Raw genomic sequence first — 23,088 nt, forward strand, 5'->3', positions numbered from 1 at the left:
CGGGGTCGACCACTATCCGCCGCACGCTGCCGTAATGGCAGCAATTACAACTATGTGAGGAGGTCAATCCATGGCTCAAGACGTTTACGCCCGCGTGCGGGCGAATCCGAAGTACGAGCAGCTCAAGCGCACTCGCAACAGCTACGGCTGGGTGATGACGATCCTGATGCTGGTCGTGTACTACGGCTACATCGCGCTGATCGCATTCGACAAGTCGTTCCTGGCGCAACCGCTGAGCAGCAGCGGTGTGACGACGCTCGGCATCCCCATCGGGGTTGGTGTCATTTTGTTCACCATCATCATCACCGGTATCTACGTTCGCCGTGCCAACAGCGAATTCGATGCCCTGAAGCAACAATTGATCGAGGAGTGCAAGTAATGATGCATTGGATCAAGCAAGCGGCAGGCGCGATCGCCCTGCTGGCAGTGGCGGGCGCAGCACTGGCCGCCGGTGCCGACCTCGGTCAGGCCGAAAAGCAGGCCACCAACTGGACGGCGATCACCATGTTCGCCATTTTCGTTGCCGGTACGCTGTACATCACCAAGTGGGCGGCGGCCAAAACCAAGTCGGCGGCTGACTTCTACACCGCTGGCGGCGGCATCACCGGCTTCCAGAACGGCCTCGCCATCGCCGGCGACTACATGTCGGCAGCCTCCTTCCTGGGGATTTCGGCGGCTGTGATGGCCAACGGCTACGATGGCCTGATCTTCTCGATCGGCTTCCTCGTCGGCTGGCCGATCATCACCTTCCTGATGGCCGAACGCCTGCGCAACCTCGGCAAGTTCACCTTCGCCGACGTCGCCGCGTATCGCTTCAAGCAGACCCCGATCCGCGCCTTCGCGGCAACGGGTACGCTGGTCGTCGTGGCCTTCTATCTGATCGCCCAGATGGTCGGTGCCGGTCAGCTGATCAAGCTGCTGTTCGGTCTGGAATACTGGATGGCCGTGGTCATCGTCGGCGTGCTGATGATGGTTTACGTGTTGTTCGGCGGCATGACCGCAACGACCTGGGTGCAGATCATCAAGGCCATCCTGCTGCTCTGCGGTGCTTCGTTCATGGCTTTCATGGTGCTGCTGCACTTCGGATTCAGCCCGGAAGCGATGTTCGCCGAAGCCGTCAAGATCAAGACCGAACTGGCTGCCAAGGGCCTGCTCGCCGAAGCCGTCAAGGCCGGTGCTGATCCGGCCACGGTTGATGTGGCTGCTGCCGCTGCTGCCAAGGGTCTGTCGATCATGGGCCCGGGCAACTTCGTCAAGGATCCGATCTCTGCCATCTCCTTCGGTATGGCGCTGATGTTCGGTACCGCCGGCCTGCCGCACATCCTGATGCGCTTCTTCACCGTGCCGGATGCCAAGGAAGCCCGCAAGTCGGTGTTCTGGGCGACCACCTGGATCGGCTACTTCTACATCCTGACCTTCATCATCGGCTTCGGTGCCATCACCTTCGTGCTGACCAATCCCGAGTTCCTGGACGCCAAGGGCGCCCTGCTCGGCGGCGGCAACATGGCGGCTATCCACCTGGCCAACGCGGTCGGCGGCAACATCTTCCTCGGCTTCATCTCCGCGGTTGCCTTCGCCACCATCCTCGCCGTGGTTGCCGGTCTGACGCTGTCGGGTGCATCCGCCGTGTCGCACGACCTGTACGCCACCGTCTTCAAGGATGGCAAGGCCGATTCCGCCGCCGAACTGCGCGTTTCCCGGATGACCACGATCGCCCTGGGCATCGTTGCCGTCGTGCTGGGTATCGCCTTCGAGAAGCAGAACATCGCCTTCATGGTCTCGCTGGCCTTCGCCATCGCCGCTTCGGCCAACTTCCCGGTGCTGTTCATGTCCGTGCTGTGGAAGAACTGCACGACCAAGGGTGCCGTGATCGGTGGTTTCCTCGGCCTGATTTCCTCGGTCGGGCTGACCGTGGTTTCGCCGTCGATCTGGGAAGCCGTGCTCGGCAACCCGAAGGGTTCCGCCTGGTTCCCCTACACCTCGCCGGCCCTGTTCTCGATGACCATCGGCTTCGTCGGCATCTGGCTGTTCTCCATCCTGGACAACAGCGCTCAGGCGGCCAAGGAACGCGAGGCTTACCTGGATCAGGAAACCCGTTCGGAAACCGGTATCGGTGCAGCTGGCGCTTCCGGTCACTAAGCCGGACGGCAGCACCCCCAAAAAGCCGGCCTGCGGGCCGGCTTTTTCATGCCTGCTCGTTTTCCTTCAATTTCTCGATGACCAACGGAAAAATGCCGGAGCCGACCAGGGCGATGGCCGATACGATGAAGGCCAGGCCGGCCATCGGATCGTCGAGCACCGGATGCAGCATGGCGCCGAATCCGGCCAGGCTGAGCAGACCCGGGATCGCGCAGGTGATGCCGAGTGCGGTGAGGATGAGGAATGAGGGTGGGTAGCGGCGCATGGCGGGAGTGTAGACGAGCGGCACGATCGGCGCGAAGATAACGGCTATTTTAATAATTCAGGAGACTCTTATGGATCGGCGGCAGTTCGTGCGTTCGGCGTTTGGGCTTTCGGCCCTGACAGCTGTTGAATTCGCCCCCTGGCAGGCTGTCGCGGCATTGGCCCAGGAAGTCGATAATTTTGTCCGCGGGCCGGCAGTCAAGGATCATCCGTTACGCCAGTTGTCGCCTCATGTCTGGATGATCTTCTCGCCGGATGGCTTTCCGACGCCGGAAAACCAGGGAATGATGTGTAACATTACCTGCATCGATACGCCCCAAGGGGTCGTCGTCGTCGATACCGGTGCTTCGGTGCAGATCGGCGAGATGGCTGTCCGCCAGATCAAGGCCGTGCTCGGCAAGCCGGTCGTTGCAGTGATCAACACCCACTATCACGGCGATCATTTCCTCGGTAATCAGGCCTTCGTCGAGGCCTACGGCGCAATGCCCATCTATGCCCATGCCGGCACCATCCGCGAAATCGCAGGTCTTGAAGGCAGCAGCTGGCGAACCCTGATGGAGCAATGGACCAACCAGGCGACGGTCGGCACGCGCGTGGTTGCGCCGAATACTGCGGTCGACCATGGTCAGGAACTGAAATTCGGCAGCCTGATCCTGCGCCTGCATCACTACGGCAAGGCGCATACCCCTTACGACATCTGCGTCGAAGTCGTCGGCGACAAACTGACCTGTATCGGCGATGTCGCGATGAACGGCCGGATTGCCAACATGGATCATGGTTCCTTTGCCGGCACGCTGAAGGCCTACGAGCAACTTGAGAAGAATGCGCCGTCGGCGATCTGGTTGCCCGGCCACGGCGAAGCCGGGCCCGGTGTACTGGCCTGGAACCGGGCCGTCTTCGAAGGCATCTACGAAAGTTGCGTCAAGGCGGTTGAAGCCGGACAGCCGCTGGAAGCAGCGAAGACCCTGGTGCTGCGCGACCCGCGGGTCGCCAGTCGGGCCAAGGCGACCAAGGGGTTCGAGAACAATATCGGGAAATACGTCAGCCTGGCTTATCTGGAGGCCGAAGCCGCCGCGTTCTGACGAAAAAAGGCCGAGGGCGAGCCCTCGGCCAAGGCGGGTTAAGCGACCGGACGGACGCTTACTGGACTTGCTGGATGCCGGCGATGACCCAGCCGCGGCTGCCATCCATCGGCTTGCTCATGTGCCAGATTTCCGAGAAGGCTTCGACCGGGCCGTTGCGCACTTCGCGAATCTGGCCGCTGAAATGCACGCTGACGATGTAGCGGCCGGCTTCTTCGGCGACGTCGATGACCTGGGCTTCAAGATTGACGACATCGGTTTCCTGGCTGGCGCCCTTGCGCTCCTCGATGGCCAGTCTGATCTCGGCGAACATCTCGGGCGACGTGAATTCGCGGATGTCGTCGAGGTTGGCAGCATCGTTGGCGGCCTGCAGGCGAATGAAATTCACCTTGGCGGTACGGGCAAACCCCTCGGCATCGAAGTCGGCCGGGATGCTTGCACTGGCGGCTTGCATGGCCGGGTTGGCCGCGCTGCCGTCGGCCGGCGTGAATTCACGAGCCGTGCCGGGCTGCCCGCCGAAAGGCGCGCCGGCCCCGGCGTACTGCATGCCTTGGGCGGGCGAAGTCGCCTTCTTGCGCATGAAATAGCCGATGGCCGCCATGGCCACGAAGGCCAGCAGGGCAATCATCATGAAGTTGGCCAGTTCTTCACCGAAACCGAAGTGCGAGGCCAGTGCAGCGAGGCCGAGACCGGCAGCGAGACCGGCGATCGGCCCCATCCAGGAACGCTTGGGCTGGGTTTGCGGCGTGGCGGCCGGGGTTGCCGGTCTGGCCGGCGTTGCCTGGGCGGCGTTGTTGGCTGGCGGGGTCGCCTGGCGTTTCATGCCGAGCGAACTGCCGCCGCCGAGGCGCTTGGCCTCGGCGTGGTCGATGTTGATGGTGAAGCCGATGATGACGGCTGCAGCCATGGCGAGCAGGTTTTTCATGGGATGTCTCCTTTCGGGGCGCTAAGTGTCGGCAACTTTAGCCCGGATCGGGGAATCGAAAAACCGGGTTGTTGCTGTTTTTTGCTTCGGAAAAAACGAATTATTCGTTGCCAAGAAGCCGGGCGATGGCCAACGGATTCGAAGGGAAGTAGAGATGCAGATAGGAAGCCGTCAGCCTTTGCTGGCGCCACACCGGCTCGCCGCTGCGACCATCCGGCGTTTGAGCATGGCAGAGGGGATCGAGCGTCGTGCTGCTGCGGGAGAAATGAAAGGTATGGCCGGCAAGGTTTCCTTCCGGAAGCGTCACGAACTGGGTGCCCAGGGCGCTCAGCCTCGGCTGCATGACGGCTCGTCCCGGGAGTAGTCCGGCGAAGGCATGTGTCCGGCCATCGACACCGACGATCTCCTCGAACAGGCTCATCATGCCACCGCACTCGGCGAGCATCGGCTTGCCGCGGGCAACATGGTTGCGCAACTGTTCCCACAAGGCGAAGCGTCGGCAAAGGATGTCGGCATGGACTTCCGGATAGCCGCCTGGCAGCCAGACGGCATCGCAGGCAGGTAGCGGCTCGTCGGCCAGCGGAGAAAAGAAGACAGGGTCAGCGCCCAGTGCCCGCAGTGTTTCCAGGTTCGCCGGATAGATGAAGCCGTAGGCCGCATCGTGGGCAATGCCTATGCGTTGTCCGGCGAGCAGCGGCGGTGTAACCGGCGGCGCGATGTCCGGAAAATCGATCGGTGCGGGCAGGTTGACCGTAGCCGTGGCGGCGAGTGCATCGGCCAATTGGTCCAGGCGCTGTGTCAGGTCGGAAATCTCGCTGGCCTGGAGCAGGCCGAGATGCCGCTCGGGCAGACTGTCGGCTTGTTTGGGCAAGGCGCCGAACCAGTCCATGCCATCGGGCAGACTGCTACGGAGGAAGTCGGCGTGACGGACGCTGGCGACCCGGTTGGCCAGCACGCCGGCAAAGGGCAGTTCCGGTCGGTAGCTGGCCAGGCCGTGGGCGACGGCACCGAAGGTCTGGGCCATCGATCCGGCATCGATCAGTGCCATCACCGGAATGCCGAAATGCATGGCAATGTCGGCGGCCGACGGTTTGCCGTCGAACAGGCCCATGACGCCCTCGATCAGGATCAGATCGGATTCTTGGGCGGCGCGCGCCAGCCGCCAGGCTGCGTCGGTTTCGCTGCACATGCCGAAATCGAGGTTCTGGCACGGTCGACCGGAGGCCAGGGCGTGAATCTGCGGATCGATGAAATCCGGCCCGCACTTGAATACCGTGACGCGCCGCCCCTGGCGGGCGTGCAGCCGGGCCAGCGCGGCGACGACGGTGGTCTTGCCCTGGCCCGAGGCGGGGGCGGCAACCAGCAGCGCGGGGCAACTCGCCATGGACTTCACCACTCCAGGCCGGGCATCGCCTTGACCCCGGCCTGGAAGGCATGTTTCTCCATCGCGATGTCGCTCACCGTGTCGGCAGCGTCGCGCAAGGCCTGCGGTGCCGCACGGCCGGTGATGATCACGTGCTGCATCGGCGGCCGGGCAAGCAGGCGGGTGATGACCGCTGCGAGGTCAAGCCAGCCGTACTTGAAGGCGTAGGTCATTTCGTCGAGAACGACCAGGTCGACCGCAGGATCGGCCAGATGGCCGCAGGCCACGTCCCAGGCCGCCTGGGCGGCGCGTGCGTCGCGTTCCTTGTCCTGGGTTTCCCAGGTGAAGCCTTCGCCGCCGGTGTGCCAGAGCACACCCTCCTGGCGCCGGAAAAAGGCTTGCTCGCCGGTATCCGAGCGCCCTTTCACGAACTGCACGACGCCGACCTTCATGCCGTGGCCGAGGGCCCGGGCAACGACGCCGAAAGCCGCCGACGACTTGCCCTTGCCGTTGCCGGTATGCACCACCAGCACCCCGCGTTCGGTCTGCGCCGCGGCGATCTTTTCATCGATCACCGCCTTCTTCCGTTGCATGCGGGTTTCGTGGGTCTGGGTCATGATTTACTCCGGAATGAAACAACGGTGGCCGGCGTCCTCGAGCTGACGCAGCTTGTGGCCGTAGAGTTCGGACAGCGTGCCGGCCGTCAGGATGTTGTCGACCGAACCGCTCAGGCTGCGCCCGTCGCCATGGACGAGCAGTGCGCGATTACAGAAACGGTGTGCCAGCGCCGGGTCGTGCAGGACCATGACGACACCGGCCTGCCGCGTTCGGGCAGTGGCGGCAAAGAGTTCGAGCACCGCCATCTGGTGATTGAGATCGAGATGGGAGAGTGGTTCGTCGAGCAGGTAGAGCGGCGCTTCCTGGGCCAGCAAGGTGGCAATCGCCAGACGCTGTCGTTCGCCTCCGGAAAGCGTGTGTACCTGGCGCGCTTCCATGCCGGCGAGCCCGACCGAGCGCAGGGCGTCGCGGGCGATCTGTGCGTCGTGTCGGCTTTCCCAGTCCCAGCGGCCGAGATGCGGGTGGCGTCCGGTGAGGGCGGTCTCGAGTACGCTCGAACCGAACGGGTCGGACTGGAACTGGCCGAGCCAGGCACGGCGCAGTGCCGCGCTGCGCGGTGCCAGCAGGCTGCCGTCCTCGCCGCCGAGCAGGATGGCGCCGGCGGCGGGGGGACGCAATCCGGCCAGCGTGGCGAGCAGGGTCGATTTGCCGGCGCCGTTGCGACCGAGAATGGCCAGTCGCTCACCGGGCGCCAGCGCCAGATCGATGCGGTCGACCACCGTTTTGCCGCCGATTTCAACCGACAACCGGCGGGCTTCGAGCAGCGGTACGCTCATTTCGGTTGCCTCGACAGCAGGAACAGGAAGACTGGCACGCCGATCAGCGCGGTGAGCACGCCGACCGGCAATTGCTGCGGTGCGATGAGGGTGCGGGCAGCGGTATCGGCAAACACCAGCAGGCTGCCGCCGGCCAGCGCCGAAGCCGGCAGCAGCAGGCGCTGGTCGTTGCCGATCGCCAGTCGTACCAGGTGCGGCACGATCAGGCCGATGAAACCGATCGATCCGGCAGTCGTCACCGATGCCGCGGTGGCCAGTGAGGCCAGCAGATAAATCACCAGGCGCAGCCGGTCGACCGCAACGCCGAGTGCCTGCGCCTGCATCTGGCCGCGCGCCAGCAGATTCATCTCGCGCGCGAAGGGCAGTGCACAGAGCAGGCTGGCGGCAAGCGCCAGCAGTGCCGGCCACCAGGTGAAAGTCTGCCCGAGATCGCCCATCAGCCAGAACAGCATGCCGTGCAGCTTGCCCTCCTCGGCGATTGCCAGCATCAGCGCGATCAGGGCGCCGCAGCCGGCGGCGACGATGACGCCGGTGAGCAGCAGCCGAGTCTGCGTCCAGCTGCCGTCGCCGTGCGCCAGTCCGAATACCAGGAAGGTCGCCCCGAGGGCGCCGGCGAAGGCCAGCGCATCGACGGCAAGCAACGGCAGGCCGAACAGGATGGCGAGCATGGCCCCGACGCCGGCGCCGCCGGAAATCCCCAGGACATAAGGGTCGGCCAGCGGGTTGCGCAGCAGCACCTGCATCAGCGCGCCGGCCAGTGCCAGGAGGCCGCCGCAGGCGAAGGCGGCGATCGCCCGCGGCAGCCGCAGTTGCAGGGCGATGTCGCCGCTGCCGCCCTGGCCGAGCAAGGCACCGAGCACTTCGCCCGGCGTTACCCGCAAACTGCCGGCCATCAGCGCCAGACTGAAGCCGGCCACGGTCGACAGGGTCAGTGCAGCAAGAATCAGCAGGGCGCGGCGGCGGGAAGGCATGGCTTATTTTGGCGTGTAACGCAGGCCGATGAAAGCGTTGATGCCTGCGGTGGCATAGCCTCGGACCAGTTCGTAGTCCTTGTCGAACAGGTTGTTGATGCGCCCTTCGATGGCCAGTTCCTTGTTGATCGCATAGCGCCCGGTCAAATTGACCAGACCATAACTGGCCAAGCGATTGCTCTGGTTGTTGTCGTCGTAGCGGCTTCCCACGCCGAGCATTTCGACGCCTGTTTCAAACGCGCCCCAGGATTTGGTGATGGCGAGCAGCGCCTTGTTTCTGGCCCGGCGGCCGAGACGCATCCCGGTATCGTCATTGGTCGCGTTCAGCCAATCGTAACTTGCGTGCACGGTCCAGTCGTCGAAACGCAGGTTGTAATCCAGCGTGATGCCCTGCAGCCGGGCGTTGGAAGTGTTCTGGTAGCGGAAAGTGCCCGCGTTCCAGTCGATCATGTTTTCGACCCGGTTCAGGTAGTAGGTTGCCGATACGCTCTGCTTGCCGTTATCCCAGACGAGCGCCGCTTCCCGGTTGCGCCCTTCTTCCGGTTTGAGTTGCGCGTTGCCGGACCATTGGTCGTAAAGCTGATACAGGGACGGCGCCTTGAACGACGTGCCGTAACTGAGCTGGGCCCTTAGTTGCGGCAGGATCTGGTAACCATAGGCGAGGGCATAGGTTCCCTTGTCACCGAATTGGGAATGGTTGTCGTGGCGGGCGCTCACCTGCCAGCGGTGGGCCCGCCAGTTGCCCGTCCAGCCGGCGAAGTAGGATTTGTTGTCGACTTCCTTGCCGTCGAATCCGCCTTCGTAAACCGCTTCCTGTTCCAGGCGTTCGGCACCGAGCAGCAGTTTGTTGCCGAATGGCAATGTGATGTCGTTTTGCCAGGAAAGCTGACGGTTTTCCGTTTCGAAATAGCTGCCCTGCGGCGCCCACGAGGCGAAATTCTTCTGCCAGTCGAGGGTGCGTCCGTACTGAAGTTTGCTGCTCCAGCGATCGCTCAGGCGATTGTTGGAAAACAACTGCCATTGCCTGGTCCGGAAATCGAGGTAGCTGTCGAAGGTACCGTTGGCCGGGATGTTGCCGCTGTCGTAGTGGGCGCGCCCTTCGTTCTGACGGTAGCTGAAACCGGCTTCATGTCCTTTCAACGGAATGATCGATGCCGACACTGCGCCGCTGCTGTTGCGGTAGGCATCCCTGTCCGCATCCTGGTTCGAAGCGTTCTTCTGGGCGGAAAAGCTCTGCGATTCATCGTGTCCGCCTTCGATACGGAAACGCCAGTGTTCGCCGCCGCCCGACAGGCCGGCATTGGCCTGAAAAGTGTCCTGGGTGCCGTAGCCGATGAAAGCGTCGCCCCGCAGTCCCGGGCTGCCCTGGCGCGTGAAAATCTGGATCACGCCTCCGACCGCATCGGCCCCGTACAGCGTCGATCCCGGTCCGCGCAAGATTTCGATGCGTTCGATATTGGCCAACGGGATGAAGCGCAACGGCGATCCCGCCAGATCGACCGAATTGATGGGCTGCCCGTCGATCAGGATCTTGGTCTGATCCGGACGTGCGCCGCGCAAGTACAAGCTGGACGTGGTTCCGGCCCCGCCACTGCTGGCGATTTGCACGCCAGCCTGACGGCCGAGCAGGTCGATGATCGTTCCACCGGCATTGCGTTCGATTTCTTCCCGTTCGATTACTGTGACATCGGAGAGGACTTCGGCGGTTCTGGCCGCCTGGCGGGTTGCGGTGACGGTGATCGTGTCGAGGGCGGCGAGTTGCTCGGCTGCGCCGGCAAGCGGCACGATGACGAAAGGCAGCAGCGCTGCGATGGGGGTGAGACGAAATTGCATGATTTCCCCTTTCCCGGCGGGCGTCCCCGCATGCCGGTAAGCATTGGACAGGAAGCGTCGGGAGGGAGTGTCTGGTCCAGGACCGGCGCCACCACCCCGTGGCACTTCCGCATGTGTCCCAGGCCGGTATCCGGGCTCGCAAGTCTTGACGCATCGCCTTCCCAGGTTTCCCCAGTGGCTTGTTGATGGTCCGCACTTGCTTACCGTTGCGGGGGCAGCAGCGGGATGATCTCGTGGGAGACGCACCGCTTTCCCGTTTAACCGCGCGTGGAGAATCCGTGCGCGGCACCTGACACGGCGCGCATTCTACATGTACCGACCGTTCCCGGCGAGGGATGGCGGTGATGTATGCGTATAAAACACTTTGAAAATAGCCGCTTAGTCCTTGACCATGCAGTATTTGTCCCTCTATAGTGCGCGCCATGAACAGCGAACTCGAAGCGCTCGAAGCCAAGATCGAACAGGTCGTCGCCCTGGTCCACCAGTTGCGCGCCGAGAACGATGTCTTGAAGAACCAGATGGCGGCTGCCGAGGCCGAACGCCTTCATCTGCGGGCCACGATGACAGCCGCCCGCGAGCGTCTTGAAGGCCTGGTCGACAAGATTCCCGAGGATGCGCAATGAGCGGCGAGCCGAACTTTCTCGACGTCAAGATCATGGGCCGCGAGTACCGTGTGGCCTGTCTGCCGGAAGAGCGCGACGCCCTGTTGTCGGCGGTCGATCTGGTGGACAACAAGATGCGCGAGATTGCCCAGCGCACGAAAAGCACGATAGCCGAGCGCGTTGCAGTGATGGCGGCGCTGAACATCGCGCATGAGCGTCTGGCCGTCCCGCAGGACGGCGTGCAGGAAACGGTTGCGTCGCCGGACGCAAAGCGTAGAATCGAAGACATGGGAGCACGGCTTGATGCCGTGCTGGCGTCCCAGCAGCAGCTCGATCTCTGAGTCGTTGCGGGGAACCCCGCCAGTGTTCCCTGCGGTGTTCGTTAAGGCCATATATTCCTTGAACCAATGCTGATTGGCATCGGTTGCGGACCAAAACCCCGCTGTTGTGCGCGTTCTTCGTCGAATGTGCCTGATGCGGATGGAAAGCAGCCACTCTGAACCCCGGTTCAGGATGCCGGCCTGACGGCACTCGCGGGGGCTTTATTCGACAGGTGGCAGCATTGCCACCTGTTTTCATTTCCGGAAGTGGCGAATGCAGTACTGGCTGATGAAATCGGAGCCGGACGAGGTGTCGATCGCGCATCTTGCTGCCGAACCCGATCGGTCCTTTCCGTGGACCGGTGTGCGCAATTACCAGGCGCGCAATTTCATGCGCGATGCGATGCACGTCGGCGACCTCGCCTTCTTCTATCACTCGAGCTGTGCCGAACCCGGTATCGCCGGCATCTGCGAGATCTGTTCGGCGGCTTATCCGGATCCGACGCAGTTTTCTGCGGTCGACAGGTATTACGACCCGAAATCGTCGCCGGACAAGCCGCGCTGGTGGTTGCGCGATGTTCGTTTCGTGGCTCGTACGCGTCTGCTGGGTTTGCCGGAAATGCGTGCTTGCAGTGCGTTGACCGCAATGCCCGTGCTGGCGCGGGGCAACCGTCTGTCGATCACGCCGGTGACGCCGGCGGAGTGGCAGTTCATCGCCGGTGGCCTGCTCGGGCTGAATCGGTTCAGGGGGTAGTCATGGCGGTCGAATGGTTGGCGGCATATCTTGCGCTTGGTGCGGTGGTCGGTTTCTTTGCCGGGCTGATGGGCGTCGGCGGTGGCGGCATCATGGTGCCCATCCTGGCCACGATGTTCGCGGCGCAAGGGTTTGCGCACGATCATCTGGTGCATCTGGCCCTTGGAACATCGATGGCGACCATCGTGCTGACGTCGCTGTCCAGTTTGCGCACCCATCATGCTCATGGCGCGGTGCGCTGGGATATCGTCCGCCGCATTGCCCCCGGGGTCTTGCTGGGGACCTTTGCCGGGACTTTCATCGCGGCCGGCGTGCCAACCCTGCCTCTGGCGATCTTCTTCGCCTGTTTCATGGCTTATGTGTCCTTGCAGATGATCCTCAATGCCAAACCCAAACCGTCGCGTGCCTTGCCGGGCCCGGTCGGCATGGCCGGCGTCGGCGGGGTGATCGGTATCATTTCGGCGCTGGTGGCGATCGGCGGCGGATCGCTGTCGGTTCCCTTCATGACCTGGTGCAATGTCAGGATGCAGAACGCGATCGGGACCTCGGCAGCGATCGGTTTGCCGATCGCACTGGCCGGAGCCGCGGGTTATCTGATCAACGGCTGGAGCGCGACCGGCCTCCCGGACGGGTCGCTCGGCTATGTTTATCTGCCCGCCCTGCTGATGATCAGCCTGGTATCGAGTTTCACCGCGCCGGTCGGTGCCCGGCTGGCCCATCGCCTGCCGGTCGCAACGCTGAAGAAGGTGTTTGCCGGCGTGCTGATCTTCCTGTCGGCGAAGATGTTGCACACCGTGCTGACGGGCTGATCAGCGGGCCTTGAAGACCGGTTTGCGTTTTTCCAGGAAGGCGGCGAGCCCTTCCCGGTAATCCTCGGTTTCCAGGAAGGCGAAGGAAGCGGCTTTTTCCTCGTCCGACAACGGTCGGCCGTCCTGCAGGCGGTGGATCCACTGCTTGTGCCAGCCGGCGACCAGCGGCGCGCCCTGGTCGATGCGCCGGGCGCAGGCCTGGGCTTCCGCAAATACCTGCGCATCGCCGACGATGCGCGTCAGCAGACCTTTTTCGTAGGCTTCGCGGGCGCCGAGAATCCGCCCTTCCAGCAGTATCTCCTTGAGCACCGCGGCGCCGGCGAGGCGCAACAGGCCTTCCATTTCGCCGGGATACATCGAGAAACCGAGCTTGTTGATCGGGGCGCCGAATTTGGCGCCCTCGCCGGCGATGCGCAGATCGCAGGCACCGGCGATTTCCAGCCCGCCGCCAATACAGGGGCCGAGGATGGCGGCGACTGTCGGGTGGGGGCAATCAGCAATGGCATGCAAGGCGGCGGCGACTTCGGCGTGGTAATGCAGGGCCTGTTCTAGTGTGGCGCGGGCGGTGACGAATTCCTCCAGATCGCCGCCGGCGGCGAACGCCTGTTCGCCGGCGCCGCGCAGGATGACGCAGCGAACGCTGCGGTCGACCGCCAGTTTCTGCATGTTTTCGCTCAGTTGGCGCCACATGGCCAGATCGATGGCGTTCAGCTTGCCCGGATTGTTCAGGCTGAGGGTGACGGTTTCGCCGTCGCGGGAGAGGTCGATGTTGCCCATGATGCTGTATTTCCTGAAGAAAATGATGAATCTGGCCGGCCGTGTACGCATGCCGTCAGGTTGCAATGTCTTATATAAGATATAATTACGCCGCCGTAATCATGTAATTATTAATTAGGGAGAACAAGCATGAGTAGCGCAATGTACGAAAGGATGCGGGGAAATCCCAAATTCGGGGAACTCGTCGCCAAGCGCGGGCGTTTCGCCTGGACGCTGGCGATCATCGTGCTGGCCATGTTCTATGGCTTCGTGATGGTCGTGGCCTTCAATCCGCTGTCGCTCGGACAGCCGGTCGCCGAAGGTTCGAGGCTGACGGTCGGCGTCGCCGTCGAACTCTTCATGTTCATTTTCTTCTGGGTGTTGACCGCCGTGTATGTGCGTCGCGCAAACACCGAATTCGATGCGCTCACGCAGCAGATCGTTCAAGAAGCCTGGAAGGAGAACAAATGATGCGCCAATGGATTTCCTTGCTCGGCCTGCTGGCCTTGAGCGGTGTGGCAATGGCCGCCGATGCGGTGGGCGCCACCGAAAAGCAGGCGACCAACTGGCACGCCATCATCATGTTCTGCCTGTTCGTCGCAATGACCATGGGCATCACCTACTGGGCGGCCAGCCGGACCAAGTCGACGGCTGACTTCTATACCGCCGGCGGCGGCATCACCGGCTTCCAGAACGGTCTGGCGATTGCCGGCGACTACATGTCCGCCGCCACGCTGCTCGGTCTGACCGCCATGGTCTTCGGCCAGGGCTACGACGGCTACATCTACATGATGGCCTTCTTCGCCGGCTGGCCGGTGATCCTGTTCCTGATGGCCGAACGCCTGCGCAACCTGGGCAAGTTCACCTTCTCCGACATCACCGCCTATCGCCTCGATCAGGGCAAGGTGCGCACGATGGCCGCGATCTCCTCGCTGACTGTCGTCTGCTTCTACCTGATCGCCCAGATGGTCGGCGCCGGTCAACTGATCAAATTGCTGTTCGGTCTCGACTACAACATCGCGATCTTTGCCGTCGGCATCCTGATGATGGTCTATGTCACCTTCGGCGGCATGGTCGCAACGACCTGGGTGCAGATCATCAAGGCCTGCATGCTGTTGTCCGGCGGTACGCTGGTGATGATCCTGGCGATGAGCCAGTTCGACTTCTCGTTCAGCAAGCTGATGGACAACGCGATGTCGGTGCACAAGCTGGGCGACAAGCTGATGTACCCGGGCGGCCTGCTCAAGGATCCGGTCACCGCGATCTCGCTTGGCCTTGGCCTGATGTTCGGCACGGCCGGCCTGCCGCACATCCTGATGCGTTTCTTCACCGTTACCGACGCCAAGGAAGCACGCAAGTCCGTGCTCTACGCGTCCGGTTTCGTCGCCTACTTCTTCAACGTGATTTTCCTGATGGGCCTCAGCGCGATCATCATCGTCGGCCAGAACCCGGAATTCTTCGAAGGCGGCGATATCGGCAAGAAGCTGATCGGCGGCGGCAACATGGTTGCCATGCACCTGGCCAAGGCGGTGGGCGGCGACATGCTGCTCGGCTTCCTCGCGGCGGTGGCCTTTGCGACCATCCTGGCCGTGGTCTCCGGTCTGGCGTTGGCCGGTGCGTCGGCCATCTCGCATGACCTCTATGCCCGCGTGATCATGAAGGGGCAGGCTTCCGAGGCTTCGGAAATCCGCGTCTCGAAGTTCGCCACCATCGTGCTTGGCGCGATCGCCATCGTCCTCGGCATCCTGTTCGAAACGCAGAACGTCGCCTTCATGGTTGGTCTGGCGTTCGGCGTGGCCGCCGCGGCCAACTTCCCGGTACTCATCCTGTCGATGTACTGGAAGGGGCTGACGACGCGCGGTGCCCTGTTTGGCGGCTACAGCGGCCTGATTTCTGCGGTCCTGTTCGTGGTCCTGTCGAAGTCGGTGTGGGTCGATGTCCTGCACAATGCTGCGCCGATCTTCCCCTACACGCAGCCTGCCCTGTTTGCCATGCCGATCGCCTTCCTGATGGCCTGGATCTTCTCGAAGAGCGACAGCAGCGTGCGCGCCAGTGCCGAGATCGAAGCTTTTGAGGATCAGTATGTTCGTGCGCAGACCGGTTACGGTGCTGCGGCGGCCTCCAACCACTGACCGGCGCTTGCAACGAAAAACCCCCGGTGCGGAAACACCGGGGGTTTTTTATGGTCTGGCTGCGGTCGACCGCAAGAATGGGCGGTTTTTCCCTTGAGGGGTCAGGCGGCCTTTTCGAGCTTGGCTTCCATTTTGGCTAGCGCTTCGCGTCCGGACAGCAAATGGTCATGCATCAGTTTTTCGGCTTCCTCGGCATTGCGTGTACTGAGGGCGGCAACGATGCGCCGGTGTTCGTCGAGCGACTGCTGCAGCCGGCCTTCCAGCGACAGCGAATGCAGTCGGGACAACTTCAGTACCTTGCGCAGATCCTGGATCACGCTGAGCAGCCAGCGATTGCCCGAGAGTTCCTGAATCTTCCGGTGGAACTCCTGATTGGCTTCGAAGAAGGCATCGATACGGCCGTCACGGGCGGCCGCCTCAAGCCGTTCGTGAATTTCCTTCAGCGCCTCGATATCGCCGGCACCGGCCTTGGCCACGGCTTCAGCGGCACAGCGTCCCTCGAGCATGGCCATCAGCGGGAAGATGTCGTCGAGGTCCTGGCGGGAAATCTCGGTCACGTAGCAGCCGCGACGCGGCTTCAACTCGACCAGTCCTTCCGAAGCCAGCACCTTGAGCGCTTCGCGCAGTGGCGTGCGCGAAATGCCGTACTGTTCGGCAAGCTTCTGCTCGTCGATCCAGGTGCCCGGCGTCAGTTCGTGGGCGAAGATGCGTTGCCGCAGGCGTTCTGCGACTTCTTGGTACAGCGCTGTAGGAGCAATGCGGTTCATTGTCTCGATGTCTTTGGTGTGAGCAATGCGGTGCTTGGCCGACTTGCTTCCATAATTATGGATACAGTATTATGTAGGGCTTGGTATGTCAAGCAGGGTCCAAGCGCGTAGAATTTTGAATTCTGCATCATCGGCCCGAAAAAATCGAATCGGCGAGAGGTGTTTCATGTCTGAAAAGTTCTTTGATTCCAACAACCTGGATGTCTGGGAAAAGGCCGCGGCCAAACAGTCCCCGGGTGGCGACGTCAACAACCTGGTGTGGAATACTCCCGAAGGCCTTGCCGTCAAGGCGCTGTACACGAAGCAGGACGTCGAGAACCTCGAATTCGCCGACACCCTGCCCGGCGTCGCGCCCTTCCTGCGCGGCCCGCAGCCGACGATGTACGCGGTCAAGCCGTGGACCATCCGCCAGTACGCCGGCTTCTCCACCGCCGAAGCCTCCAACGCCTTCTACCGCAAGGCGCTCGCCGCCGGCGGCCAGGGCGTTTCCGTGGCCTTCGACCTGGCCACGCACCGCGGCTACGACTCGGACAATGCCCGCGTCACCGGCGACGTCGGCAAAGCCGGCGTGGCCATCGACTCGGTCGAGGACATGAAGATCCTCTTCGACGGCATCCCGCTCGACAAGATTTCCGTGTCGATGACGATGAACGGCGCCGTGCTGCCGATCCTCGCCGGCTACATCGTCGCCGCCGAGGAGCAGGGCGTGAAGCAGGAGCAGCTCTCCGGCACGATCCAGAACGACATCCTCAAGGAATTCATGGTGCGGAACACCTACATCTATCCGCCCAAGCCGTCGATGAAGATCATCGCCGACATCTTCGCCTACACGGCGCAGAACATGCCGAAGTTCAACTCGATCTCGATTTCCGGCTATCACATCCAGGAAGCCGGCGCCAACCAGGCCATCGAACTGGCCTTCACGCTGGCCGACGGCATGGAATACGTGCGCACCGGCATCGCTTCCGGCATGGACGTCGACACCTTCGCCGGCCGCCTGTCCTTCTTCTGGGCGGTGGGCATGAACTTCTACCTGGAAATCGCCAAGATGCGCGCCGCCCGCCTGCTCTGGCACCGCATCATGTCGGGCTTCAACGCCAAGAGCCCGAAGTCGATGATGCTGCGCACGCACAGCCAGACTTCCGGCTGGTCGCTGACCGAGCAGGATCCGTACAACAACGTCGTCCGTACCACCATCGAAGCGATGGCTGCGGTTTTCGGCGGCACCCAGTCGCTGCACACCAACGCGCTCGACGAAGCGATTGCGCTGCCGACCGAGTTCTCGGCCCGCATCGCCCGCAACACGCAGCTGATCATCCAGGAAGAGACGCACATCACCAATGTGATCGACCCGTGGGCCGGTTCCTACATGATGGAAAAGCTGACCAACGACATGGCCGACAAGGCCTGGGGCATCATCCAGGAAATCGAGGCGATGGGCGGCATGACCAAGGCCGTCGAATCCGGCTGGGCCAAGATGCAGGTCGAAACCTGCGCCGCCGACAAGCAGGCGCGCATCGACTCGGGCAAGGACGTCATCGTCGGCGTGAACAAGTACAAGCTGGCCAAGGAAGACGCGATCGACATCCTCGATATCGACAACCACGCCGTGCGCGAAGCGCAGATCGCCCGCCTCAAGAGCATTCGCGCCAGCCGCGACAGCGCCGCCGTCAATGCCGCGCTCGACGCGCTGACCCAGGCTGCCGAAAGCGGCGAAGGCAACCTGCTCGACCTGACCGTCAAGGCGATCCGCCTGCGCGCCACGGTCGGCGAAGTGTCGGATGCGCTGGAAAAGGTCTTCGGCCGTTTCCGCGCCAACAACCAGACCATTTCCGGGGTTTACGGAGGCGTCGTCGAAGGTATGGAAAGCTGGGAAGAGATCAAGGCCGATGTCGCCAAATTCGCCGAAGAAGAAGGCCGTCGCCCGCGCATCATGATCGCCAAGCTCGGCCAGGACGGTCATGACCGCGGTGCCAAGGTCGTCGCCACAGCCTACGCCGACCTCGGCTTCGACATCGACATGGGCCCGCTGTTCCAGACGCCGGAAGAAGCCGCCCGCCAGGCCATCGAGAACGACGTCCATGCCATCGGCTGCTCGTCGCTGGCCGCCGGCCACAAGACGCTGGTACCGCAGATCATCCAGTCGCTGAAGGCGCAGGGCGCCGACGACATCATCGTCTTCGCCGGTGGCGTGATTCCGGCACAGGACTACGATGCGCTGTACGCGGCTGGCGCCAAGGCGATCTTCGGCCCGGGTACCCGGATCGAGGATTCGGCCAAGCGCGTGCTCGAAGAAATCCGCAAGGCGCGCGGCTAAGGCCGGGATGAGACTGGACGAGGCGCCGGTGCAGGCGAATCTCCTCTCGGACGCCGACCGGCAACTGGTCGATGGCGTCAGCCTTGGCCAGCGCCGGGCGCTGGCCAAGGCGATCACGCTGATCGAATCGACCCGCGCCGACCACCAGCGGCGTGCCCAGCAGGTGCTGACCGCGCTGCTGCCGAAGACCGGCAACGCGATCCGGGTCGGCATCTCGGGCGTGCCCGGGGCCGGCAAGTCGACCTTCATCGAGGCGCTCGGCGTCTGGTTGATCGAGCAGGGCAAGAAGCTGGCCGTGCTGGCTGTTGATCCGTCGTCGTCGGTCTCCGGCGGTTCCATCCTCGGCGACAAGACGCGCATGGAGTTGTTGAGCCAGCGCGAGGAAGCCTTCATCCGGCCGAGTCCGTCGGCCGGTTCGCTCGGCGGCGTCGCCGAGAAGACGCGCGAGGCCATGCTGCTCTGCGAAGCGGCCGGCTACGACGTGATCATCATCGAGACGGTCGGCGTCGGCCAGAGCGAAACCACGGTCGCCGGCATGGTCGACATGTTCTGCCTGCTGCAGTTGCCGAACGCCGGCGACGACCTGCAGGCGATCAAGAAGGGCATCGTCGAGATCGCCGACATGGTGGTCATCAACAAGGCCGACATCGACAAGCAGGCGACCGCCGTTGTCCGTGCCCAGTGGCGCAATGCGTTGCACATGCTGCGTCCGGCCTCGCCCAACTGGGCACCACCGGTGATCGCGCTGTCGGCGCTGCACAAGCAGGGGATCACCGAGTTCTGGGCCGAGGTCGAGAAATTCCGCGAAATCTTGCGGTCGACCGGTGAATTCGAGCAAAAACGCCAGCACCAGTCGCTGGCCTGGATGTGGCAACTGATCGACGCCGGCCTGCGTCAGCATTTCCGTCTCCATCCGCGCGTGCAGGAGAACCTGCCCGCGCTGACCCGTTCCGTCGAGTCGGGGCATACGACACCGGCCGCCGCCGCGTATGCGCTGCTCGACTATCTGAAACACTGATCACCCGTTCCATTGAGGGAGTTTTTCCATGCATGACATCATCCGCCAGCTTGAGAAGAAGCGCGAACTGGCCCGCCTCGGCGGTGGCCAGAAGCGCATCGACAGCCAGCACAAGAAGGGCAAGCTGACTGCCCGCGAACGCCTCGAACTGCTGCTCGATCCGGGCTCGTTCGAAGAATGGGACATGTTCAAGGAACACCGCTGCGTCGATTTCGGCATGGATCAGGCCGAAAAGACCCCGGGCGATGGTGTCGTTATCGGCTACGGCACCATCAACGGCCGTCTGGTCTTTGTCTTCTCGCAGGATTTCACCGTGTTCGGCGGCTCGCTGTCCGAGACCCACGCCGAGAAGATCTGCAAGGTCATGGACCAGGCGATGAAGGTCGGCGCTCCGGTGATCGGCCTCAATGACTCGGGCGGTGCCCGCATCCAGGAAGGCGTCGCTTCCCTGGGCGGCTACGCCGACGTTTTCCAGCGCAACGTGATGGCCTCCGGCGTCGTGCCGCAGATCTCGATGATCATGGGCCCCTGTGCCGGCGGCGCGGTGTACTCGCCGTCGATGACCGACTTCATCTTCATGGTCAAGGACTCGTCCTACATGTTCGTGACCGGTCCTGAAGTGGTCAAGACCGTCACCCACGAAGACGTGACCGCCGAGGAGCTGGGCGGCGCGGTGACCCACACCAGCAAGTCCGGCGTTGCCGACCTGGCCTTCGAGAACGACGTCGAGGCGCTGGCCATGCTGCGCCGCTTCATGAACTTCATCCCGGCCAACAACAAGGAAAAGCCGCCGGTCACGCCGACCAACGATCCGGTCGACCGCTTCGACTATTCGCTCGACACGCTGGTGCCGGACAACGCCAACAAGCCGTACGACATGAAGGAGCTGATCATCAAGGTGGTCGATGACAACGACTTCTTCGAGATTCAGCCCGACTACGCCAAGAACATCATCGTCGGCTTCGGCCGTATGGACGGCCATCCGGTCGGTATCGTCGCCAACCAGCCGCTGGTGCTGGCCGGCTGCCTGGACATCAAGTCGTCGATCAAGGCCGCCCGTTTCGTCCGCTTCTGCGACGCCTTCAACATCCCGGTCGTCACCTTCGTCGATGTCCCGGGCTTCATGCCGGGCACCACGCAGGAATACGGCGGCATCATCAAGCACGGCGCCAAGCTGCTCTACGCCTACGCCGAATGCACCGTGCCCAAGGTCACCATCATCACCCGCAAGGCCTACGGCGGCGCCTACGACGTGATGTCGTCCAAGCACCTGCGCGGCGACGTCAACCTCGCCTGGCCGTCGGCCGAAATCGCCGTCATGGGCCCGAAGGGGGCGGTCGAAATCATCTTCCGCGAGGAAAAGAACGATCCGGCCAAGCTCGCCCAGCGCGAAGCCGAGTACAAGGAAAAGTTCGCCAATCCGTTCGTCGCCGGCGCCCGCGGCTTCATCGACGACGTCATCATGCCGCACGCCACCCGCAAGCGGATCGCCCGCTCGCTGGCCATGCTGCGCGACAAGAAACTCGAAAACCCGTGGCGCAAGCACGGCAACATTCCTCTGTAAGCGTCAGGGAGAAAAAGGAACATGTTCAAGAAAATTCTGATCGCCAACCGCGGTGAAATTGCCTGCCGCGTCATCAAGACTGCCCGCAAGATGGGCATCAAGACCGTCGCCGTCTACTCCGAGGCCGACAAGGACGCGCTGTTCGTCGACCTGGCCGACGAAGGCGTCTGCATCGGTCCGGCCGCGTCGAAAGAGTCCTACCTGGTCGCCGACAAGATCATCGCCGCCTGCAAGCAGACCGGCGCCGAAGCGGTCCATCCGGGCTACGGCTTCCTGTCCGAGAACGCCGAGTTCTCGCGTCGTCTGGAAGAAGAAGGCATCAAGTTCATCGGGCCGAAGCATTACTCGATCGCCAAGATGGGCGATAAGATCGAGTCCAAGAAGCTGGCCATCGAAGCCAAGGTCAACACCATTCCCGGTCACAACGATGCCATCGACGGCCCCGACGCCGCCGTGGAAATCGCCCGGAAGATCGGCTACCCGGTGATGATCAAGGCCTCCGCCGGCGGCGGCGGCAAGGGTCTGCGCGTTGCCTACAACGACGCCGAAGCGCACGAAGGCTTTTCCTCCTGCGTCAACGAAGCCCGCAACTCCTTCGGCGACGACCGCGTCTTCATCGAGAAGTACGTGCTGGAACCGCGCCACATCGAAATCCAGGTGCTCGGCGACTCGCACGGCAACTACGTGTATCTGAACGAGCGTGACTGTTCGATCCAGCGTCGTCACCAGAAGGTCATCGAAGAGGCGCCGAGCCCCTTCGTCGATCCGGCAATGCGCAAGGCGATGGGTGAGCAGGCCGTGGCCCTGGCCCGTGCGGTGAACTACGAATCGGCCGGCACGGTCGAGTTCGTCGTCTCCGGTGCGACCAAGGAGTTCTACTTCCTGGAAATGAACACCCGCCTGCAGGTCGAACACCCGGTTACCGAACTGATCACCGGTCTCGACCTGGTCGAGCAGATGATCCGCGTCGCCTACGGCGAGAAGCTGCCGCTGACCCAGGCTGACGTCAAGATCAACGGCTGGTCGATGGAATGCCGGATCAACGCCGAAGACCCGTTCCGCGGCTTCCTGCCGTCCACCGGCCGTCTGGTCAAGTTCCTGCCGCCGGCCGAGACCAGCGACGCCCAGGGCACGACCCGCGTCGACACCGGTGTTTACGACGGCGGCGAGATCTCGATGTTCTACGACTCGATGATCGCCAAGCTGATCGTGCACGGTAAGGACCGCAATGCCGCCATCGCCCGCATGCGCGACGCGCTGAATGCCTTCGTGATCCGCGGCATTTCCTCGAACATCCCGTTCCAGGCCGCGCTGATGCAGCACCCGGTCTTCCATTCCGGCATCTTCGACACCGGCTTCATCCCCAAGCACTACCCGACCGGCTTCGACGCCTCGATGGTGCCGCACGACGATCCGGCCCTGCTGGTCTCGGTTGCCGCTTACGTCTATCGCGCCTTTACCGACCGTTCCGCTTCGATCACCGGCCAGCTGCAGGGCCACGAGCGCATCGTCGGCGACCAGTGGGTGGTGGTCCGTCTGAACGGTGAGCAGAAGGAAAACCATCCGGTGACCGCGCGTCCGGTCGAAGGCGGTTACGACATCGTATACAACGGCCAGTCCTACGAAATCCGTTCCGCCTGGAAGCTCGGCGAATCGCTGTTCAACGGCACGGTCAACGGCCAGCCCTTCACGCTGCAGGTCGAGCGTCACAAGACCAAGTACAGCCTGTTCCATTGGGGCACGCGCGCCGACTTCATGGTCATGAGCGCGCGCGCCGCCGAACTGCTGGCGCTGATGCCGGAAAAGCCGGCACCCGACCTGTCGAAGTTCCTGCTCTCCCCGATGCCGGGCCTGCTGCGCGACGTCGCCGTCAAGGTCGGCCAGGAGGTGAAGGCCGGCGAGAAGCTGGCGGTCATCGAAGCGATGAAGATGGAGAACATCCTCAAGGCCGAGCAGGACTGCAAGGTCAAGAAGATTTCGGCGGCTGTCGGCGAAAGCCTGTCGGTGGATCAGATCATCATCGAGTTCGAATGATTTTCCGATTTTTTCACGGTTGACCGCAGGGCCCGTCTCCGGAC

General features: G+C 62.9%; 22 protein-coding genes, 1 other RNA gene and 1 riboswitch. Of the genes, 14 read left to right on the top strand and 9 right to left on the bottom strand.

Annotated features, from left to right (window positions below):
• The first annotated feature begins 70 nt into the window (after positions 1–70).
• Together L0962_RS02605 and L0962_RS02610 are read left to right on the top strand one after the other, a co-directional pair.
• Positions 71–379 (top strand): DUF485 domain-containing protein, encoded by a 309-nt coding sequence (locus L0962_RS02605; protein ID WP_234083816.1) that lies wholly within the window; start codon positions 71–73, stop codon positions 377–379.
• Positions 379–2,139, top strand: a complete 1,761-nt coding sequence (locus tag L0962_RS02610) for a cation acetate symporter (RefSeq protein WP_234083818.1) — start codon at positions 379–381, stop codon at positions 2,137–2,139. Before L0962_RS02605 ends, L0962_RS02610 begins: the two co-directional genes overlap by 1 nt.
• 46 nt (positions 2,140–2,185) lie before the next feature.
• Here L0962_RS02610 and L0962_RS02615 read toward each other — a convergent pair whose 3' ends face one another.
• Positions 2,186–2,428, bottom strand: a complete 243-nt coding sequence (locus tag L0962_RS02615) for a hypothetical protein (protein ID WP_367398006.1) — start codon at positions 2,426–2,428, stop codon at positions 2,186–2,188.
• Positions 2,429–2,474: 46 nt separating this feature from the next.
• On the opposite strand from L0962_RS02615, the gene L0962_RS02620 reads away from it, so the two are divergent.
• A complete protein-coding gene (locus L0962_RS02620; RefSeq protein ID WP_234083820.1) occupies positions 2,475–3,485 on the top strand; it encodes an MBL fold metallo-hydrolase in 1,011 nt (336 codons plus the stop codon).
• A gap of 58 nt (positions 3,486–3,543) precedes the next feature.
• Here L0962_RS02620 and L0962_RS02625 read toward each other — a convergent pair whose 3' ends face one another.
• The 6 genes from L0962_RS02625 to L0962_RS02650 form a co-directional block, all read right to left on the bottom strand.
• Positions 3,544–4,410 (bottom strand): Tim44 domain-containing protein, encoded by an 867-nt coding sequence (locus L0962_RS02625; protein ID WP_234083822.1) that lies wholly within the window; start codon positions 4,408–4,410, stop codon positions 3,544–3,546.
• A 100-nt stretch (positions 4,411–4,510) separates the two neighbouring features.
• Positions 4,511–5,794 carry a cobyrinate a,c-diamide synthase gene (locus L0962_RS02630; RefSeq protein WP_234083824.1) on the bottom strand — a complete coding sequence of 428 codons (1,284 nt, stop codon included), beginning with the start codon at positions 5,792–5,794 and terminating at the stop codon, positions 4,511–4,513.
• 5 nt (positions 5,795–5,799) lie between these two features.
• Positions 5,800–6,390, bottom strand: coding sequence for a cob(I)yrinic acid a,c-diamide adenosyltransferase (gene cobO / locus L0962_RS02635; RefSeq protein WP_234083826.1), 591 nt, complete (start codon positions 6,388–6,390; stop codon positions 5,800–5,802).
• A gap of 3 nt (positions 6,391–6,393) precedes the next feature.
• Entirely contained in the window at positions 6,394–7,167 is a 774-nt protein-coding gene (locus L0962_RS02640) for an ABC transporter ATP-binding protein (RefSeq protein ID WP_234083828.1), read from the bottom strand.
• Entirely contained in the window at positions 7,164–8,138 is a 975-nt protein-coding gene (locus L0962_RS02645; RefSeq protein WP_234083830.1) for an iron ABC transporter permease, read from the bottom strand. Before L0962_RS02645 ends, L0962_RS02640 begins: the two co-directional genes overlap by 4 nt.
• A 3-nt stretch (positions 8,139–8,141) precedes the next feature.
• The gene (locus L0962_RS02650) at positions 8,142–9,971 is read right to left on the bottom strand and encodes a TonB-dependent receptor (protein ID WP_234083832.1); all 1,830 of its coding nucleotides are present in this window, start codon (positions 9,969–9,971) and stop codon (positions 8,142–8,144) included.
• Between the two features lie 103 nt (positions 9,972–10,074).
• A riboswitch (cobalamin riboswitch) is annotated at positions 10,075–10,279 on the bottom strand.
• A gap of 114 nt (positions 10,280–10,393) precedes the next feature.
• Here L0962_RS02650 and L0962_RS02655 point away from each other — a divergent pair.
• From L0962_RS02655 to L0962_RS02675, 5 genes are all read left to right on the top strand, one after another.
• Positions 10,394–10,594: a hypothetical protein gene (locus tag L0962_RS02655; RefSeq protein ID WP_234083834.1), complete on the top strand. Its 201-nt coding sequence runs from the start codon at positions 10,394–10,396 to the stop codon at positions 10,592–10,594.
• The gene (locus L0962_RS02660; protein WP_234083836.1) at positions 10,591–10,914 is read left to right on the top strand and encodes a cell division protein ZapA; all 324 of its coding nucleotides are present in this window, start codon (positions 10,591–10,593) and stop codon (positions 10,912–10,914) included. Before L0962_RS02655 ends, L0962_RS02660 begins: the two co-directional genes overlap by 4 nt.
• A 23-nt stretch (positions 10,915–10,937) precedes the next feature.
• A non-coding RNA gene (gene ssrS, locus L0962_RS02665) (6S RNA) lies at positions 10,938–11,117 on the top strand.
• A gap of 50 nt (positions 11,118–11,167) precedes the next feature.
• Entirely contained in the window at positions 11,168–11,647 is a 480-nt protein-coding gene (locus tag L0962_RS02670; RefSeq protein ID WP_234083838.1) for an EVE domain-containing protein, read from the top strand.
• Between the two features lie 2 nt (positions 11,648–11,649).
• Entirely contained in the window at positions 11,650–12,456 is an 807-nt protein-coding gene (locus tag L0962_RS02675) for a sulfite exporter TauE/SafE family protein (protein ID WP_234083840.1), read from the top strand.
• Here the strand turns inward: L0962_RS02675 and L0962_RS02680 are convergent, their stop codons facing one another.
• Complete coding sequence (locus L0962_RS02680) at positions 12,457–13,233, bottom strand: enoyl-CoA hydratase/isomerase family protein (protein ID WP_234083842.1); 777 nt, start codon at positions 13,231–13,233, stop codon at positions 12,457–12,459.
• Positions 13,234–13,362: 129 nt separating this feature from the next.
• Here L0962_RS02680 and L0962_RS02685 point away from each other — a divergent pair, with 129 nt between their 5' ends.
• Entirely contained in the window at positions 13,363–13,683 is a 321-nt protein-coding gene (locus tag L0962_RS02685; protein WP_234083845.1) for a DUF485 domain-containing protein, read from the top strand.
• The gene (locus L0962_RS02690; RefSeq protein ID WP_234083848.1) at positions 13,680–15,344 is read left to right on the top strand and encodes a cation acetate symporter; all 1,665 of its coding nucleotides are present in this window, start codon (positions 13,680–13,682) and stop codon (positions 15,342–15,344) included. The genes L0962_RS02685 and L0962_RS02690 overlap by 4 nt, the downstream gene beginning before the upstream one ends.
• Positions 15,345–15,445: 101 nt before the next feature.
• On the opposite strand, the gene L0962_RS02695 is transcribed toward L0962_RS02690, so the two are convergent.
• Complete coding sequence (locus L0962_RS02695) at positions 15,446–16,111, bottom strand: GntR family transcriptional regulator (protein ID WP_234083850.1); 666 nt, start codon at positions 16,109–16,111, stop codon at positions 15,446–15,448.
• 166 nt (positions 16,112–16,277) lie between these two features.
• Between L0962_RS02695 and scpA the strand changes: the two genes are divergently transcribed.
• From scpA to L0962_RS02715, 4 genes are read left to right on the top strand one after another with little or no spacing between them, the layout of a single operon-like run.
• Positions 16,278–18,428 carry a methylmalonyl-CoA mutase gene (scpA, locus tag L0962_RS02700; RefSeq protein ID WP_234083852.1) on the top strand — a complete coding sequence of 717 codons (2,151 nt, stop codon included), beginning with the start codon at positions 16,278–16,280 and terminating at the stop codon, positions 18,426–18,428.
• Between the two features lie 7 nt (positions 18,429–18,435).
• Positions 18,436–19,446: a methylmalonyl Co-A mutase-associated GTPase MeaB gene (meaB, locus tag L0962_RS02705; protein WP_234083862.1), complete on the top strand. Its 1,011-nt coding sequence runs from the start codon at positions 18,436–18,438 to the stop codon at positions 19,444–19,446.
• A 28-nt stretch (positions 19,447–19,474) separates the two neighbouring features.
• Positions 19,475–21,010 carry an acyl-CoA carboxylase subunit beta gene (locus L0962_RS02710; RefSeq protein ID WP_234083864.1) on the top strand — a complete coding sequence of 512 codons (1,536 nt, stop codon included), beginning with the start codon at positions 19,475–19,477 and terminating at the stop codon, positions 21,008–21,010.
• Positions 21,011–21,031: 21 nt separating this feature from the next.
• Complete coding sequence (locus tag L0962_RS02715; protein ID WP_234083866.1) at positions 21,032–23,044, top strand: acetyl/propionyl/methylcrotonyl-CoA carboxylase subunit alpha; 2,013 nt, start codon at positions 21,032–21,034, stop codon at positions 23,042–23,044.
• The last annotated feature ends 44 nt before the right edge of the window (positions 23,045–23,088 follow it).

The sequence above is a fragment of the Azonexus sp. R2A61 genome, assembly GCF_021401135.1.
GTDB lineage: Bacteria > Pseudomonadota > Gammaproteobacteria > Burkholderiales > Rhodocyclaceae > Azonexus.

Excerpts from the sequence above, each read along its gene's own strand:
- L0962_RS02645 (WP_234083830.1), bottom strand. The coding sequence starts at position 8,138 with ATGCCTTCCCGCCGCCGCGCCCTGCTGATTCTTGCTGCACTGACCCTG.
- scpA (WP_234083852.1), top strand. The coding sequence starts at position 16,278 with ATGTCTGAAAAGTTCTTTGATTCCAACAACCTGGATGTCTGGGAAAAG.
- L0962_RS02675 (WP_234083840.1), top strand. The coding sequence starts at position 11,650 with ATGGCGGTCGAATGGTTGGCGGCATATCTTGCGCTTGGTGCGGTGGTC.
- L0962_RS02630 (WP_234083824.1), bottom strand. The coding sequence starts at position 5,794 with ATGGCGAGTTGCCCCGCGCTGCTGGTTGCCGCCCCCGCCTCGGGCCAG.
- L0962_RS02710 (WP_234083864.1), top strand. The coding sequence starts at position 19,475 with ATGCATGACATCATCCGCCAGCTTGAGAAGAAGCGCGAACTGGCCCGC.
- L0962_RS02610 (WP_234083818.1), top strand. The coding sequence starts at position 379 with ATGATGCATTGGATCAAGCAAGCGGCAGGCGCGATCGCCCTGCTGGCA.
- meaB (WP_234083862.1), top strand. The coding sequence starts at position 18,436 with ATGAGACTGGACGAGGCGCCGGTGCAGGCGAATCTCCTCTCGGACGCC.
- L0962_RS02685 (WP_234083845.1), top strand. The coding sequence starts at position 13,363 with ATGAGTAGCGCAATGTACGAAAGGATGCGGGGAAATCCCAAATTCGGG.
- L0962_RS02625 (WP_234083822.1), bottom strand. The coding sequence starts at position 4,410 with ATGAAAAACCTGCTCGCCATGGCTGCAGCCGTCATCATCGGCTTCACC.
- L0962_RS02640 (WP_234083828.1), bottom strand. The coding sequence starts at position 7,167 with ATGAGCGTACCGCTGCTCGAAGCCCGCCGGTTGTCGGTTGAAATCGGC.
- L0962_RS02605 (WP_234083816.1), top strand. The coding sequence starts at position 71 with ATGGCTCAAGACGTTTACGCCCGCGTGCGGGCGAATCCGAAGTACGAG.
- L0962_RS02650 (WP_234083832.1), bottom strand. The coding sequence starts at position 9,971 with ATGCAATTTCGTCTCACCCCCATCGCAGCGCTGCTGCCTTTCGTCATC.
- L0962_RS02715 (WP_234083866.1), top strand. The coding sequence starts at position 21,032 with ATGTTCAAGAAAATTCTGATCGCCAACCGCGGTGAAATTGCCTGCCGC.
- L0962_RS02620 (WP_234083820.1), top strand. The coding sequence starts at position 2,475 with ATGGATCGGCGGCAGTTCGTGCGTTCGGCGTTTGGGCTTTCGGCCCTG.
- L0962_RS02670 (WP_234083838.1), top strand. The coding sequence starts at position 11,168 with ATGCAGTACTGGCTGATGAAATCGGAGCCGGACGAGGTGTCGATCGCG.
- L0962_RS02660 (WP_234083836.1), top strand. The coding sequence starts at position 10,591 with ATGAGCGGCGAGCCGAACTTTCTCGACGTCAAGATCATGGGCCGCGAG.
- L0962_RS02695 (WP_234083850.1), bottom strand. The coding sequence starts at position 16,111 with ATGAACCGCATTGCTCCTACAGCGCTGTACCAAGAAGTCGCAGAACGC.
- L0962_RS02680 (WP_234083842.1), bottom strand. The coding sequence starts at position 13,233 with ATGGGCAACATCGACCTCTCCCGCGACGGCGAAACCGTCACCCTCAGC.
- L0962_RS02690 (WP_234083848.1), top strand. The coding sequence starts at position 13,680 with ATGATGCGCCAATGGATTTCCTTGCTCGGCCTGCTGGCCTTGAGCGGT.
- L0962_RS02655 (WP_234083834.1), top strand. The coding sequence starts at position 10,394 with ATGAACAGCGAACTCGAAGCGCTCGAAGCCAAGATCGAACAGGTCGTC.
- cobO (WP_234083826.1), bottom strand. The coding sequence starts at position 6,390 with ATGACCCAGACCCACGAAACCCGCATGCAACGGAAGAAGGCGGTGATC.